Raw genomic sequence first — 15,274 nt, forward strand, 5'->3', positions numbered from 1 at the left:
GCGTGGTTGTGTGACAGAGCTGGTCTGGAATTGTTGACGGCCCACCCTGTTGCGGGTATCGCCAGTGGCTGTTGTGTTTCCGATCTTGAGCAGTTCCGGTCGAGCGCGGGTTATCGGTCGGGTGATCCTGCCATGGGGAGCGCATGAGGACCGGGGCCTCCTGCACAGCTCGTGGATGTCGAGTCCATGGAGCAGCAGGAGGCTCCGGTGCCGCTGCGAGAACGGCCGCGGGTCTGCGCCGTACTCCGTGGCGGCACGGCGGTGGTCCGTCGGCCGACCCTGGCACTGGTGTACCTGCGCGAACACACCACCCTGGCGAAGATCGCTGCCGGGTTCGGGGCCAGCGGATCCACCGCCCACGCCTACACCAGCGCGGTCATCCGCCTGCTCGCCGAACGCGCGCCGGGTCTGCTGAAGGTTCTGCGCGAGGCCGCTGCGGACTTCGTCCTGCTGGACGGCACTCTCGCCGAGTGCGACCGGGTCGGCGACGGACGGGCCGACTACTCCCACAAGCACCGCCGGCACGGGGTGAACGTGCAGGTGTCACCGATCCGGCCGGCCAGCTGCTGTGGCTCTCACCCGCTCTGCCGGGCCGGGCTCACGACCTGACCGCTGCCCGCACCCACCGGATCAGCCGCATCCGCGAGCGTCAGGGCGTCCCCATCATCGCCGATCTGGCCTACCAGGGCGGCGGCCCCTGGGTGACCACGGGCATCAAACGCAGGCCCCTGCGGGAACTCACCCTCACCGAGAAGGCCCGCAACCGGGCCCCGGCCGCGGCGCGGGCACCGGTCGAGCGCGGCGCCGCACGCCTGAAGTCCTGGCGGATCTTCCGCAGATCCCGATGCAGCCCAAACCGCAGGCGACCACCGAAAGACCTCTCTTCTGGGCATCCAGAAGGCCGCGCTCGTCACGCACATCCGGCGGACCTACCACAGCGATCAGGGGCGCCCCCTCGAGACAGCGGACATCGTCGTGCCCGCCGCTCACTGCGAGATCGTCTACGAGATCCCGATCAACCGGTAGGCACAGGCTTCGTGGGCGGGCCGCGGCGGTGCGTCGGCGCGTCCACGTCTGTCAAGCGGTGAGGGCGGTCAGCCTCGCCGTTCACGTCGCGACGGTGGCCCGATCCCCCTACGACGCTGCCATCGAGTGATCACCCCTGGGCCGTCTCCGGGCCGTGCGAGGGCGCCCCAGGCCGACCAACGGCGACCGACAGTGACAGGCGAGTCTCGGCCGCCATCCACGAAACCCCAGGTCAGAGCCCCCGCGCCAGACGCGTTTCCACCCAGGGGTGGCGGTACGGCAAGATGGGGTGTATCTGCCCACTGCCGTATTCAAGCTGCCGGACGGTTTCTCTTGGCTGAGTTCATTTACACCATGCGCAAGGCGCGTAAGGCGCACGGCGACAAGGTGATCCTCGACGACGTGACGACCAGCTTCTACCCGGGAGCGAAGATCGGCGTCGTCGGCCCGAACGGCGCCGGCAAGTCGACCATCCTCAAGATCATGGCCGGGATCGAGCAGCCGTCCAACGGTGACGCCTTCCTCAGCCCCGGCTACACGGTCGGCATCCTGCTCCAGGAGCCTCCGCTGACCGAGGACAAGACCGTCCTGGAGAACGTCCAGGAGGGTGTCGCCGGGATCAAGGGCAAGCTCGACCGGTTCAACGAGATCGCCGAGCAGATGGCGACCGACTACACCGACGAGCTCATGGACGAGATGGGCAAGCTCCAGGAGGACCTCGACCACGCCAACGCGTGGGACCTCGACGCCCAGCTGGAGCAGGCCATGGACGCCCTGGGCTGCCCGCCCGGCGACTGGCCCGTCGTCAACCTGTCCGGCGGTGAGCGCCGCCGCGTCGCGCTGTGCAAGCTGCTGCTGGAGCAGCCCGACCTGCTGCTGCTCGACGAGCCCACCAACCACCTCGACGCCGAGTCCGTGAACTGGCTGGAGCAGCACCTGGCCAAGTACCCGGGCACCGTCGTGGCGGTCACCCACGACCGGTACTTCCTCGACAACGTCGCCCAGTGGATCTGCGAGGTCGACCGCGGCCGCCTCTACCCCTACGAGGGCAACTACTCCAAGTACCTGGAGACCAAGGCCGCCCGCCTCAAGGTCGAGGGCCAGAAGGACGCCAAGCGGCAGAAGCGGCTCAAGGAAGAGCTCGAGTGGGTGCGGTCGAACGCCAAGGGGCGCCAGGCCAAGTCCAAGGCGCGCCTCGCCCGCTACGAGGAGATGGCCGCCGAGGCCGACAAGATGCGGAAGCTGGACTTCGAGGAGATCCAGATCCCGCCGGGCCCGCGCCTGGGCAGCGTCGTCGTCGAGGTCAACAACCTCACCAAGGGCTTCGGCGACAAGCTGCTCATCGACGACCTCAGCTTCACGCTGCCGCGGAACGGCATCGTCGGCATCATCGGGCCGAACGGCGCCGGCAAGACGACCCTGTTCAAGATGATCCAGGGCATCGAGGAGCCCGACTCCGGAGCGATCAAGGTCGGCGACACCGTCAAGATCTCGTACGTCGACCAGAGCCGCGAGAACATCGACCCGAAGAAGACCCTGTGGGCCGTCGTGAGCGACGAGCTGGACTACATCAACGTGGGCCAGGTCGAGATGCCCTCGCGCGCGTACGTCTCCGCCTTCGGGTTCAAGGGGCCGGACCAGCAGAAGCCGGCCGGTGTGCTCTCCGGTGGTGAGCGCAACCGGCTGAACCTCGCGCTCACCCTCAAGCAGGGCGGCAACCTGCTGCTCCTCGACGAGCCGACCAACGACCTCGACGTCGAGACCCTGTCCAGCCTGGAGAACGCGCTGCTGGAGTTCCCCGGCTGCGCCGTCGTCGTCTCCCACGACCGGTGGTTCCTGGACCGGATCGCCACGCACATCCTCGCCTACGAGGGCGAGTCCAAGTGGTTCTGGTTCGAGGGCAACTTCGAGTCGTACGAGAAGAACAAGATCGAGCGGCTCGGCCCGGACGCGGCGCGTCCGCACCGCGCCACCTACAAGAAGCTGACCCGGGGCTGATCTTGCGGCACATCTACCGCTGCCCGCTGCGCTGGGCGGACATGGACGCGTACGGCCACGTCAACAACGTGGTGTTCCTCCGCTATCTGGAGGAAGCCCGTATCGACTTCCTGTTCCGCCCGGAGAAGGACTTCAAGCAGGGGTCCGTGGTGGCGCGCCATGAGATCGACTACAAGCGGCAGCTGGTCCACCGGCACACCCCCGTGGACATCGAGCTGTGGGTCACGGAGATAAGGGCGGCGTCCTTCACCCTCACCTACGAGGTGAAGGACGACGACCTGGTCTACGTCCGGGCCTCGACGGTGATAGTGCCGTTCGACTTCGAGGCCCAGCGCCCGCGCCGGCTCACCTCGGAGGAGCGGGAGTTCCTCCGGGAGTACACGGACGACGAGGAGGAGGCCGTCGCCGCATGACGGTGCTCCACCTGGCCGACGAGGGGGAGGCGGCGGATCTCGCGGCCTTCCTCTCCCGGCTGCTCCACTACGACCGTGGCGCCGCGGTGCGCCTCCAGGCGGCGGGCACCGCCCTGGCCGTGTTCGGGCGCCCGCCGTCCTTCGAGGTACTGGCCGTGCGCGCGGTGCGGCTGGCCAAGCCGTACGAGCACGGGCTGGACGTCACGCTGGACGTGACCGTGTCCGCCGGTGAGCTCCTGGAGTCGGTGGACGAGAAGGGCGCCACGGCCGTCGTGCCGGGCGCCGTGACCGGGCCGCCGTGGGCGGGCGTGCTGCCGCCGCGCGGCGGCTGGCGGCCCGAACCGGGGCTGCCGGCGCCCGACGCGTTGCGGTCCCTCGTGGCCGCCGCCGTAACCGAGTTCCGGTCCCGTACGCAGGAGTTGCCGTCCGAGCGGCGCACGAGGGCCGAGCTGGACCGGATCGGGCGGGACATCTGGTCCCGCACGGTCGGCGACACCCGGCTCCCGGTCCGCGCCGTGCACGCGGCACAGTCGCTCGGGTTCCTGCGGCCCGGGGTGCCGCTCGGGCTGTTCTCGTCGGGCGCGTGGCTCAGGCTGCGCACGCCGTACGGGTCGGTCGCCGTACGACAGGCCGGGCTCGGGGCGCTGGACGTCAGCGTCCGCTGACTCCCGCGACGCCCCTGCCGGTCAGCCCGGGGCGTTCACCATCGACGCCGCCGCGTACGTCATGTAGTTCCACAGCGTCTGCTCGTGCTCCTCGGAGAGCCCGAGCTCCTCGACGGCGACCCGCATGTGCTTAAGCCAGGCGTCGTGCGCCGCACGGTCGACCGTGAAGGGCGCGTGCCGCATCCGCAGGCGCGGGTGGCCGCGGTTGTCGCTGTACGTCGTGGGGCCGCCCCAGTACTGGATGAGGAACAGCGTGAGGCGCTCCTCGGCCGGGCCCAGGTCCTCCTCGGGATACATGGGCCGCAGCAGCGGGTCCTCGGCGACTCCCTCGTAGAAACGGTGGACGAGCCGGCGGAAGGTCTCCTCCCCGCCGACCTGCTCGTAGAAGGTCTGCTCCTGAAGCGTGCCGCGCCGAATCTCTTTCACGCCCTCCATGCTCTCAGACGCGGAGGCATAGGACTCAAGGCCTAGGACCGGCCCCGATGCCCTTACTGTGGGGGTATGGGCGGGCATGCTCCCGACAGGGATTCAGACGGTCTCGCCGCCTCCGCGCGGGCGGCACTGGTGCGCCGGATCGACGCGAGCGGGGCCTGGGCCGCCGACCCGGTGTGGCGGGAGGCCTTCGCGGCGGTCCCGCGCCACCTCTTCGTGCCGTACTACTACGTCGGCGTCGCCGGCGGCTACGAACGCCGGTGGGGCGAGAGTCCCGACCCCGAGGCGCGCGAGCGGTGGCTGGGGGGCGCCTACGAGGACACGCCGCTGGCGACCCGGCTGCGCGACGGCGAACTGCTCTCCTCCAGCAGCCAGCCGTCCCTGATGGCGGACATGCTGGCCGCGCTGCGCGTGAAGGACGGGAACACGGTCCTGGAGATCGGCGCCGGCACCGGCTACAACGCCGCGCTGCTCGCCCACCGGCTGGGCGACGACCACGTCACCACCGTCGATCTCGACCCGGAGATCACCGAGTCGGCCCGCCGGCACCTGGCCGCGGCCGGGTACCACCCGGTCGTCGTCACCGGCGACGGCGCCCGGGGCGTGCCCGAGCGCGCGCCGTTCGACCGGATCATCGCCACCTGCGCGCTGTGCACCGTGCCGCGCGCCTGGCTCGCCCAGAGCCGCCCCGGTGGCCGGATCCTGATGCCGCTCGCCACCGGATTGGTCGTGCTCACGGTGAGCGACGCCGAGCATGCCGAGGGGCGTTTCCTGCACACACCCGCCTACTTCGTGCCGCTGCGCGGCGGGAGCCGGCCCGGGGGCGAACCGCTCCAGCTGGGCGGCGTACCGCGCCGGGCCAGGGAGGACGACCTGTTCCGTTTCCTGCTGGCCCTGACCCGCGGCAGCCTCGACCCGCAGGAGGCGCACGCGTTGTGGGAGCAGGAGGGCAGGCCGCAGCGCGAGCGCTACGGCATCACCGTCAGCGGGGACCGGGAGTGGGCCTGGCTGGACGACCCGGAGGGGCCGTACGCCTGGCCCCTCCCGTCCTGACGAGGCTGCTGACCGGGTTCAGCCGCGGCGGATCGTGATCGTCGTCCAAGCGCCGACGTGCACCCGGTCGCCGTCTCGGAGCGGTACGGGGACGAACGGCTGGATGGGCTCCTCCGAGCCGTTGACCGTCGTGCCGTTCGTCGAGTTCTGGTCGACGACCGCCCAGCTGCCGTCGGGCTGCTGGACCAGCACCGCGTGCTGGTGCGATACGCCCGGGTCCTCCGGCGGCACGGAGAGATCGATGTCGGGGGTGTCGCCGGTGGAGTGCCGGCGGCGGCCGATGGTGATCTGGTTGCCGGTGAGCGTGCGCTGCTGCTCGGGCGAGTACGCGGGCAGGTTCAGGCCCGCGGCCTCGGGGCCGGAGCGCTGCATCATCGCCATGAAGTAGTCGCGGTCCGGGCCGATGGTCGCGGTCCAGGTCGCCGGTCCCTGCGGCGCCGGGGGCTGCTGCGGGAAGCCTCCGGGGCCGGGCGGCGCCTGGGTGGCGCCCGGCTGCGGATAGCCGTAGCCGCCGCCCGGACCACCGCCGGGGCCGGGCGGCGCCTGGGTCGCGCCGGGCTGCGGATAGCCGTAGCCGCCGCCCGGACCACCGCCGGGGCCGGGCGGCGCCTGGGTCGCGCCGGGCTGCGGGAAGCCGTAGCCGCCGCCCGGACCACCGCCGGGGCCGGGCGGGGCCTGGGTCTCGCCCGGCTGCGGGAAGCCGTAGCCGCCGGGGCCGCCGGGCCCGCCAGGGCCGCCGCCCGGGCCGGTGTGCGACGGCGGGGAGATCACCCAGTCGTCACCGCCACCGCCGAAGGACTGACCACCCTGCTGCGGACGCTGGGTCTCCTGCGGGAACCCGGGCGGAGCCGGCGGGCCGGACTGCTGGTAGCCCTGCGGAGCGCCGCCGGGGCCGCCAGGGCCACCGGGGCCGGGCGGGCCGGGGGGCGGCGGGACCGGCCGCGAGGGATCGGCACCGAATCCGGGCGGGCCGGGAGGACCACCGGGAGCACCAGGGCCGCCGGGGCCGGGAGGACCACCGGGACCACCAGGGCCGGGACGACCGCCAGGGCCGGGAGCGCCACCCGGTCCGCCGGGTCCACCGGGCCCGGGGCGGCCCGAGGGGTCGCTGCCGAAAGGCGGGATCGGCTCGGCCGGGCGGTTGATCTGCGACGGGCGGGAGCCCTGGTACTCGTACGAGTCACCACCGCCGTACGACGGGCCCGAAGGACCCGAAGGGTCGGGCGGACCGGGCTGGCCCGGCGGCTGGAAGCGCACGCCCGGGCCGGGCGCCGGCGGGGGCGGGGCGGCGGGGGTGTACGAAGTCGCCGTGTTCGTCAGGAAGTTCCACCGGCACTCCTCGCAGAACGGTGCGCCGCCCTCACGCGGCGTACGGCACTGCGGGCAGAGCTCCGGCTCGGCGTTCGGTACGGCGGACAGGTGCGGAGGACGTCCACCGGGGTGGCCGCCGGGGCCGCCGGGAGGACCGCCAGGGCCCCCGGGACCACCCGGGCCGCCGGGGGGCGGGAAGCCGTAGCCGCCGGGCGGGGGCGGTGGGGGAGGAGGCGGAGGCACGGCACCCGCCATGCGGTGACCGCAGACCTCGCACCAGTCGTCGGAACCCGACTGGTGTCCGTTCGGGCAGGTCGGCATGTCGGCGCGTCCCTCCTTCGATCTCTTCTAGGTCACTTCTTCACGCGAACAGTCTTGGTGGACCGGGTCTCGAGCGTCATCTCGTCGGCCTCTTCGACCTTCGCCTTCAGTCGCACAGTACCGGTCGCGGCATCGACCACGTCCACCACCTTCGCAAGCAGTTTCGCAGTATCGGCGTTCCCGGAGGCACTCGCGAGCTGAACGGCCCGGCCCAGTTTGGCCGTTGCTCCGTCCATGTCTCCCGATTTGCGTAGATCGAGCCCCTGCTGGATGACTTGTGCCAGTTCCGCCTGCCCGGTGTAGTGGGCGACTTGGGGGTTGATCGACGTCGAGGCGACCATGTCGTCCGTCCACACGGCACGGACGAGGCCCTGCGCTCCGAGGTTCTGGACGGTGCCGTCGGGCTGCGGAATGACCAGTGACATCCGGGCCGCCAGCATCTCCTGCCCGATGTTCGCGGGCGGGACCTCGACGCAGACGTGGTAGTCACGGGACTCGTCCCCCCAGGAACCCAGGGGGTAGTCGCCGGCGCGCGGGCCCGCCTCGGTGCGCCGGCCCGTCAGGTCCTCGACCGTGGGCGCGACCTGCTTGACGAACTTCACGGTGGTGCCGACCGGGGTCCACAGCCGCAGGGAGACGTCCGCGACCTCCTTGCCCATTGCCGTCTCCATCATCTGCGTGAAGTCGGCGGCGAGCCCGGCCGGGTCGGCGACGATGTCGGCGGTGCCGAGCAGGGCGGAGGCGATCCCTGTGACTTCTTTCACTTCCCAGTCGGTGCCCACGCCGCGCGCGTCACAGGTGAAGCGCCCCGCGCACGCGTCGAGCGCGGCCTTCAGATCCTGGGGCGACTCGTGTTCGTTGCGGCCGTCGGTGAGCAGGATGCCGTGCCGGATGGCGACGTCCGCGGAGGACAGCAGGCGGTCGGCAAGTTTCAGCCAGGTGCCGATGGCCGTGCCGCCGCCCGCGCTGAGCGAGCGCAGGGCCCGTTTGGCCTGCTCGCGGGTGGTGTCGTCGGCGACCGCGAGGCGATCACCGCCCGGGTAGACCTCCTTGGCCACGTGCGTCCCGCCGATCACGGCGAAGTGCACGCCGTCGCGCAGGGTGTCGATCGCGGCGGCCGTGGCGTCGCGGGCGTTGCGCATCTTGGTCGCCGGGTAGTCCATCGACCCGGAGCAGTCGACCATGATGGCCACGGCCGCGGACGGGCCCTGGCCGGGCGAGAAAAGGTGGGGCGCCGATACCGCGCTGCCGATCGTGCCGCCGCCGGTCGCCGTCACCGTGACGATGGCGTTGACCTCGCCGGCGCCCTCCGGCAGGTACTCGTTCTGGTACACGTCCACCGAGAACTGGGGCACGTTCGACTTCGAGAAAATGGCCATGCCTGCTTCGATCCCCCTCGAAAGCCCCCACCGGAGCGGGGTGATGACGGAATGCGGACCGGTCCCCTCCGGTCCGCTGAGGCATCCCCGTAACGCGGCCTCAGGCCGATCCTGCCCCCTGGGAGACGGCCGGGAACGGCACGAGGGCCACTGTTACGTTGTCGTGGCCCCCGCCGTCCAGGGCATGGCCGACGAGCACCCGGGCGCTGTGCAGCGGATGCGTGGCGGCGTCGAGCGGCACGACCCGGGCCATCTCCTCGGCCGCCTCCGCGTAGTTCCACAGGCCGTCCGTGCAGACCACGACCACGCCCGGCCGGTCGGGCTTGAACGCGGCGGTGTGGGGCTCCAGTTCATAGGCGTCCGCGCCGAGCCAGCCGGTGATCGCGTGGGCGCGCTCGTCGGCGTAGGCCTCGGCCTCGCTCATCAGGCCCGCGGCGACCATCTGCGCGGCCCACGAGTCGTCCTCGGTGAGCCGGGCGGGGGGTGCGCTCCGGTCGACCGGGACCCAGTAGGCGCGGCTGTCGCCGACCCAGCCGACGATCAGCAGGCCCGAAGTGACCACGGCGCCGACGATGGTGCACGCGGGGGCGTTCTGGTGCGGGGCGTGCTCGCGGGCCGTGGCGGGTTCCGCGGCGAGCGAGTTGACCGCGCGCGAGGCTGCGATGATCGCGTCGTGCATCGCCTGCTGCGGGTGCGTGCCGCGCGGCAGGGCGGCCAGCAGTGCCTCGCTCGCCGCCTTCGACGCCGCCATCGAGGCGTCGTCGGGGCGGGTCGCCGAGGAGACGCCGTCGCAGACGATGGCCACGGAGGCGGGCGAGCCGTCCGGCAGCGCGGTGCTGCCGATGGCGAACGCGTCCTCGTTGCGGTGGTGGCGCAGGCCGCGGTCGCTGACCGCGGCCACCGGGCCGGACTCCTGCTCCATGTGGTCCCGTTCGCGCGGCTGGGCGTGGCCGCAGTTCTCGCAGTAGCCGTCGTCGTCCACGCGGCCGGCCCGGCAGGCCACGCAGACCTTGCCGCCGGCACCCGCGGCCTGGGCCGCCGGGTCGGCGGACACCCGTGGGTCCGGTGCCTGGAGGAGGTACTCGTCGGGCTGCTGTGCCTGGTAGGTCTCGGACTGTTCCGGATATGCCCCGGGCTGCGGGGCGTAACCGCCGGGCGGCACGGGGTGCCCCTCCGCCTGGGGCGGATGGTCGAAGCGGACGCCCGCTGCCGGGGCCGGCGGGGCGCCGGGGGGCGGGGGTGGTGAGCCCGGGGGCAGCGCGGAGCCGCCCGCGTCCGTGCCCTGGAGGTCCGTCGGCAGATGCGCCGCTTGCGATCCGCCCGCGCCGTCCGGCCCGGGGACGGGCCAGCCCGCGCCGGCGGGTGGCACCGGCGGCGGTTCGGGATACGCACCGGCCGGAGCGCCCTGCACGGGCACCGAGCCGTTCATGGTGATGGTCGGGTTGTCCTGAGGCCGTGCCGGCACGGCGGACAGGTCGTATCCGCACGCGCCGCAGAAACGGTCACCCGATTCGAGGGGCTCCTCGCAACTCGGGCAGGCGGACAACTGGGGCATCTGCGACATCAACTACACCCACGTCCGGGGGCGGTAACGATTGGCACGTTCCACCAGGTCGATCCTCTCCTCGCCGCCCCGCGCCAGCCGGGCCAGCGTGCGGTACGAGCGCTCCAGGCCGAAACGCAGGCCCCGCTCGTCCAGGCCGCTGCCGAGCAGCGTCCGTCCTCCGGCGGCGGGAGGGGCGGAACCCTGGCCCCCGGAGAGTACCCAGTCCAGCGCGCAACCGAGGACTTCGGCCGACAACTGCTCGCGCCGCGCCGGGTCCAGACCGTACGCCTCCAGGGCCTCGACCTGCGCCGCGGCGGCCGTGAGGTCCTCCAGGAACGGTACGTCGGAGGCCGTCGCCGTGCGCTGCCGCAGCCGCGCGCGGACGGCGGCCACCCGCGCTGCCGTGTAGTGGATGGAGGACTCCGGGACCGACTCCAGCGTCCGTACGGCGCTGCGCCGGTCCCCGGTCGCCAGCTGCACGCGGGCCAGCCCGAACGCGGCGCTCACATAGCTCGGGTCGGTCGACCACACCAGCCGGTAGTACTCGGCGGCGTTGTCCAGCTGGCCCAGCACCTCCGCGCACAGGCCAAGCGCCAGCTTGGGCGCGATCTCGCCGGGGAAGGCGTCGTAGATCGCGTCGAAGGCGAGAGCGGCGCCCTCGTCGTCGCCCGTCACCAGCGCGGCCACGCCCCGGTACCAGACGACCCGCCAGTCGTCGGGCCGCTCCCCCTCCAGCCTGACCAGCGTCTCCAGCGCGGCGGCCGGATCGCCGGTCTCCAGCCAGGCCCGGATCTGCCGCAGCCGCGTCTCGATCGACGGGGCCGGGGCCGCCGCGAGGGCGCCCAGCAGCTCGGCCGGGGCGGAGGTCATCAGGCCCGCCAGGAAACCGGCGTTGGGGTCGGACGGGTCGACGCGGGGGACGGGGAGGGCGAGAGCTGCGGCAGGGGTGTCGACGGGTCTGACGAGGCTGTGGAGGTTCGGCAGGCTCTGCGCGCCACCGGGGCCCGGCCCTGCGGCCCCTCCGGGGCCGGCGGCAAGCTGGGCCGCGTAGGGGTGGGAGGCGGCGGGCAGCGCCGCCGCGGTCGCGGAGCGGCGCGGTTTCCGCACCACTCTCGCCCCGAGCCGCGACACCTCACCGTCCAGCTTCGGGAACAACTCCGTGTCCGTGACCCGCAGCTCGGGTCCGAACAGCGTGGACAGGGCGGGCCGGGCGCGGCCCGTCTGGAGGGAGACGACCTCCCGCAGGACACCGGTCAGCTGCTCGGCCATCTCCTGCGCGGAGGCGAACCGGCGGGCCGGGTCGGGATCCGTGGCGCGGACCAGGAGGCGGTAGAACGACTCGTACTGCCGGAAGACCTCGATGTGGTCCGGGTCGGGCAGGGAGTCGGCGTAGACGTTCGTGTAGCCCTGGAAGTCGAAGGTCAGGACGGCGAGGGTGCGGGCGACGGTGTAGAGGTCGCTCGCCACGGACGGACCGGCCTCGGCGACCTCCGGCGCCTGGTACCCGACCGTCCCGTAGATGGCCGACTCCTCGTCGTCCATCCGGCGCACCGCGCCCATGTCGATCAGCTTGAGCTGGTCCTCGGTCTGGATGGCGTTGTCGACCTTGAAGTCGCAGTACAGCAGGTTGCGGCTGTGCAGATGGCCGAGCGCCTCCAGGGCCTCCAGGCCGTACGCGCAGGCCTGCTCCACCGGCAGCGGGTCGCGCCTGCCGTGCGGGGTGCGGCGGGCGTTGGCGATCTCCTTCAGCGACTTGCCGCCGACGTACTCCATGACGATGTAGCCGTCGAGGGAGCCCGTGCGCTGGTCCAGGTGCTCGACGAAGTTGTAGATCCGCACGATGTTGGCGTGCTCGATCTCCGCCAGGAAGCGCCGCTCGGAGATCGCCGCTGCCATCGCGTCCTGGTCGCCGGTGTCCAGCAGGCCCTTGAGGACCACCCAGCGGTCGGAGACCGCCCGGTCGACGGCCAGGTAGACCCAGCCCAGACCGCCGTGCGCGAGGCAGCCCACCACCTCGTACTGGCCGTGCACGACGTCCCCGGTCTTCAGCTTCGGCACGAACGAGTACGGGTGGCCGCACTTGGTGCAGAAGCCCTCCGTACGCCCCGGCCGGTCGCCGCGCGCCCGGCCCACCTGGGCGCCGCAGTCGGAGCGCGAACAGAACCGCTTCCGCTCCGGGACCTCGGGGTTGTCCAGGACCATTTCGCGCGGGTCGGGCCGCGGGATCGGCGGCACCTGGACCAGCCCGGCGCCCAGCCGGCCCCGGGACGAGGAACCGGCGGCGGAGCCGGAGCTGCGCACCGACACCGAGCGGCCCGTCGCCTTGCCCGACAGGGAGCGCGAGAGGCGTCCCGACACCGAGCGGCGGGACTTCGACGACTGGGACGACGTACGGGAACTGCGGCTGCTGGAGCGGGAGCTGCCGCTGCCCCCCGAGCCGCGGGAGCCGCGGGAGCCGCCCTTGCCGCCGGCGGTGATGCCGGTGGGGGGTGAGCCGACCATGCCGTTCGGGGCGACGACCGGGGCCAGGCCGCAGGTGTCGCAGTACAGTTCGCCGCCGCCCACGTCTTCGTACGTGCCGCCGCAGGCAGGGCGCTGGCAGGTGCGCTGCGGCCCACCCGGTGACTGGCTCGGTGGCTCGTTCGGTGGTTCGTTCGGTGCCTGACTCACGGACTCCCCCTTGTCGCTCATGCGCCCGGCCCCGTCCGGCCGTCCTCGGGCACACCCTGGTCCGGCACCCGCGGGCCGCCGAGCAGTTCCGCGGCGGCCTGCTGGTAGCGCAGCACGGCCTGTTCGGCGGCGCGCAGGTCACAGGGGGCGCTCCACAGCATGCGGCGGGCCTTCTCGTACCGCTCGATCAGCAGCGTGTCCTCGGCGAAGCCGTGCCGGGCGACCTTCGCCTTGTACGCGTCGAGACGGCCGCGCAACTCGGCGCGAACCGCCAGCGGCGCGGTCACCGCGGTCAACGACTCGCGGGCACGGAGCAGTTCGTCCTCCGCCTTCTCCTCCAGCGACTCCAGCAGCGGGGACAGGCGGTGCCACTGGGCCTGTCTGCGGTACTCCGCGGCCGCCGCCAGCTGCTCCTGCAACGCCGTCGGCGGTCCGCTGACCACCGGTACCTCCGTCGCCGCGATCTTCGCGAGGACCTCGCCGCGGGCGGTGCGCGCCTCGGCGAGCGTCCGGTCCGCGCGGCTGAGGACGTCCCGCAGCTTGACGATCCGCTGCTCGGCGTCCTGTCGTACGGTCAGAACCGCGTCGATCTCCCGGCGTACGTCCTCCAGGGCGCGTGCCTCACGGTCGTACACAGTCGTGTCCGGCCTGCCGCCGCCCGGAGCCGAACTGCCCTCCGCGGGCTGCCAGAACGCCAGCGGGTCCGACACCACCTGCTCGCGCAGCTTCGTGAGCGTGCGGGTGATGCGCTCCAGATCGTCGCCCGCCGGGTGCTCACCGGGGCGCACCCCGACCGAGTGCGCGAGCCGACGGGTGCGCTGGAGTTCGGCCGCCAGCAGATCGATCCGGGCCGGCAGCGCCGACCAGACCGCGTCGGCCGCGACGACCATGTCCAGGCTCGTCGCGTACAGCTCGTTCATCCGGTCGACGAGGGTGGCGAGCGAGTAGCGTTCGCTGAGTTTGTTCCCCGTGCCGTGCAGCGTCGGGGCGTTGGCCGTGGCGGTGGCGCTGCCCGCGACCGTGACCGACTCGCCGTTCAGCAGCTCCGTCAGCTCCACCAAATCCTCGCGGCTGGACCAGCGGCGGCGGGCGCGGATCTCCCGGGCGGTGCGCAACGCGTCCGTGTACGCGTCGAAGTACGTCCACAACAGCGTGATCGACGCCTCCGTGGACGTCCAGCGCTCCTCGGTGAAGCCGGTGAGCTCGGCGCCCTCCAGGAGTCTGCGGCCCGCGTGGTCCTGGAGGGCGAGGAGCGAGGTCTCGATCGCCTCGTGCTCCGCGCCGAGCCGCGCCAGCGCACGGTCCACCTCGTCCCGGTCCATCACCGGCCCGGTGGATCCCGTGACGCCCATCGATCACCTCTCGCTGCGGTTGTGTGCCGGTTGGGGGTCGGTGCAGTGGTCAGGTTGTGCGGAGGTACAGCGGTGCCGGTGGTTTCGACTTCTCCGGATCCTTGCCCAGTGTTGCCGACAGCCATTTGTCGTACGACGCCTGCCAGCCGTTCGCGGTGTCCTTCCGGTAGTCCACCAGGATCTGGTTGACCCGGCGTACCAGATCGTCGGCGTCCTTCTTCATCGCCACGCCGTAGTACTCGGCAGTGAAGGCGTCACCCTTGAGCTGGACCGTCGGATCCTGTGCCGCCTGGCTCGCGGCGAGCGCGCCGTCGGTGACCACCGCGTCGGCCTCGCCGAGCTGCAGCCTGACCAGGCAGTCGAGTTGGTTCGGCACCGTCTTGGAGATGTCGGCGGTGGCGGGGAGTTCGCCCTTTTTCTGGTCCGCTTCCAGCGTGGAGTACGCCGTGGAGCCCGCCGCCGTGCAGATCCTCTTGTCGGCGAGCGTGTCGTCGTAGCCCGTGATGGGCGAGGACTTCGGGGCCAGGACCTGCTGTCCCGTCTTGAAGTACGGCGCGGAGAAGGCGACGTCCGCGATGCGCTCGCAGTTGATCGTCATCGTGCGGACGACCATGTCCACACGGCCGTCCCGGATCGCCGGGATGCGCTGGTTGGTGGGGATCGCCTTGAACTGGACCGCCTTCGGGTCGCCGAGTATGTCCTCGGCGATGCGGCGGACCAGGTCGATGTCGAAGCCCTCCAGCTCCGCGGTCTTGCCGCTGTTGGGGTCGCGGTAGCCCCAGCGGTAGCTGTTCTGGTCGACGCCGACGACCAGCTTGCGCTTGTCGCCCTCGCGGTTCTTGATCGCCTGGATGGTGTCGCCGTCGGCGGAGGAGGGCGACAGCGTCTGCTTCTCGGGGGCCTCGCAGTCCTCGTCGGCCTTCTCGGCCTTGACCCGGGCCGACTGCGCGACGGCCTGGCCGTCCACGGTCCCCGGTCCGTACAGCGGGACGCACAGCGCGAAGACGGCCACCAGGGCGCAGACGACCGCCATCGCGGCCACCCCGCCCCAGCCCTTCAGACTGGCCCGCAGACGTCGTGCTCGCATGGTCGCGCCCCCTTTCACTCG

11 protein-coding genes and 2 pseudogenes are annotated in these 15,274 nt (G+C 72.2%); 6 read left to right on the forward strand and 7 right to left on the reverse strand.

The window, feature by feature from the left end:
* Positions 1-267 precede the first annotated feature (267 nt).
* The 5 genes and pseudogenes from HDA41_RS13785 to HDA41_RS13800 form a co-directional block, all read left to right on the forward strand.
* Positions 268-860 (forward strand): annotated as a pseudogene (locus HDA41_RS13785) (transposase); the annotation flags it as partial.
* Positions 758-1,026, forward strand: a pseudogene (locus HDA41_RS41210) (GntR family transcriptional regulator); the annotation flags it as partial. The pseudogenes HDA41_RS13785 and HDA41_RS41210, both read left to right, overlap by 103 nt.
* A gap of 333 nt (positions 1,027-1,359) precedes the next feature.
* Complete coding sequence (ettA, locus tag HDA41_RS13790) at positions 1,360-3,024, forward strand: energy-dependent translational throttle protein EttA (RefSeq protein WP_184983864.1); 1,665 nt, start codon at positions 1,360-1,362, stop codon at positions 3,022-3,024.
* Between the two features lie 2 nt (positions 3,025-3,026).
* Positions 3,027-3,437: an acyl-CoA thioesterase gene (locus tag HDA41_RS13795; protein WP_184983865.1), complete on the forward strand. Its 411-nt coding sequence runs from the start codon at positions 3,027-3,029 to the stop codon at positions 3,435-3,437.
* A complete protein-coding gene (locus HDA41_RS13800) occupies positions 3,434-4,102 on the forward strand; it encodes a DUF8185 domain-containing protein (protein ID WP_184983866.1) in 669 nt (222 codons plus the stop codon). Before HDA41_RS13795 ends, HDA41_RS13800 begins: the two co-directional genes overlap by 4 nt.
* Before the next feature lie 21 nt (positions 4,103-4,123).
* On the opposite strand, the gene HDA41_RS13805 is transcribed toward HDA41_RS13800, so the two are convergent.
* Positions 4,124-4,537, reverse strand: coding sequence for a globin (locus HDA41_RS13805; protein WP_184983867.1), 414 nt, complete (start codon positions 4,535-4,537; stop codon positions 4,124-4,126).
* A 66-nt stretch (positions 4,538-4,603) separates the two neighbouring features.
* On the opposite strand from HDA41_RS13805, the gene HDA41_RS13810 reads away from it, so the two are divergent.
* Positions 4,604-5,587 carry a methyltransferase domain-containing protein gene (locus tag HDA41_RS13810; protein ID WP_184983869.1) on the forward strand — a complete coding sequence of 328 codons (984 nt, stop codon included), beginning with the start codon at positions 4,604-4,606 and terminating at the stop codon, positions 5,585-5,587.
* Positions 5,588-5,605: 18 nt separating this feature from the next.
* Here HDA41_RS13810 and HDA41_RS13815 read toward each other — a convergent pair whose 3' ends face one another.
* The 6 genes from HDA41_RS13815 to HDA41_RS13840 form a co-directional block, all read right to left on the reverse strand.
* Positions 5,606-7,219: an FHA domain-containing protein gene (locus tag HDA41_RS13815; protein WP_184983871.1), complete on the reverse strand. Its 1,614-nt coding sequence runs from the start codon at positions 7,217-7,219 to the stop codon at positions 5,606-5,608.
* A gap of 32 nt (positions 7,220-7,251) precedes the next feature.
* Positions 7,252-8,598, reverse strand: a complete 1,347-nt coding sequence (locus tag HDA41_RS13820) for a vWA domain-containing protein (protein ID WP_184983873.1) — start codon at positions 8,596-8,598, stop codon at positions 7,252-7,254.
* Between the two features lie 100 nt (positions 8,599-8,698).
* Positions 8,699-10,162, reverse strand: coding sequence for a PP2C family protein-serine/threonine phosphatase (locus tag HDA41_RS13825; RefSeq protein WP_184983875.1), 1,464 nt, complete (start codon positions 10,160-10,162; stop codon positions 8,699-8,701).
* A gap of 3 nt (positions 10,163-10,165) precedes the next feature.
* Positions 10,166-12,814, reverse strand: coding sequence for a serine/threonine-protein kinase (locus tag HDA41_RS13830; RefSeq protein WP_376706786.1), 2,649 nt, complete (start codon positions 12,812-12,814; stop codon positions 10,166-10,168).
* 17 nt (positions 12,815-12,831) lie between these two features.
* On the reverse strand, positions 12,832-14,166 hold the full coding sequence (locus tag HDA41_RS13835; protein ID WP_184983877.1) for a coiled-coil domain-containing protein: 1,335 nt from the start codon (positions 14,164-14,166) through the stop codon (positions 12,832-12,834).
* Positions 14,167-14,215: 49 nt separating this feature from the next.
* Positions 14,216-15,253 (reverse strand): glutamate ABC transporter substrate-binding protein, encoded by a 1,038-nt coding sequence (locus HDA41_RS13840; RefSeq protein ID WP_184983879.1) that lies wholly within the window; start codon positions 15,251-15,253, stop codon positions 14,216-14,218.
* Positions 15,254-15,274 lie beyond the last annotated feature (21 nt).

Source organism: Streptomyces caelestis (genome assembly GCF_014205255.1).
Classification (GTDB): domain Bacteria; phylum Actinomycetota; class Actinomycetes; order Streptomycetales; family Streptomycetaceae; genus Streptomyces; species Streptomyces caelestis.

Bases quoted from the DNA above. Each gene is read 5' to 3' on its own strand.
- HDA41_RS13835 (WP_184983877.1), bottom strand. From the start codon at position 14,166: ATGGGCGTCACGGGATCCACCGGGCCGGTGATGGACCGGGACGAGGTG.
- HDA41_RS13840 (WP_184983879.1), bottom strand. From the start codon at position 15,253: ATGCGAGCACGACGTCTGCGGGCCAGTCTGAAGGGCTGGGGCGGGGTG.
- HDA41_RS13820 (WP_184983873.1), bottom strand. From the start codon at position 8,598: ATGGCCATTTTCTCGAAGTCGAACGTGCCCCAGTTCTCGGTGGACGTG.
- HDA41_RS13815 (WP_184983871.1), bottom strand. From the start codon at position 7,219: ATGCCGACCTGCCCGAACGGACACCAGTCGGGTTCCGACGACTGGTGC.
- HDA41_RS13800 (WP_184983866.1), top strand. From the start codon at position 3,434: ATGACGGTGCTCCACCTGGCCGACGAGGGGGAGGCGGCGGATCTCGCG.
- HDA41_RS13805 (WP_184983867.1), bottom strand. From the start codon at position 4,537: ATGGAGGGCGTGAAAGAGATTCGGCGCGGCACGCTTCAGGAGCAGACC.
- HDA41_RS13810 (WP_184983869.1), top strand. From the start codon at position 4,604: ATGGGCGGGCATGCTCCCGACAGGGATTCAGACGGTCTCGCCGCCTCC.
- HDA41_RS13825 (WP_184983875.1), bottom strand. From the start codon at position 10,162: ATGTCGCAGATGCCCCAGTTGTCCGCCTGCCCGAGTTGCGAGGAGCCC.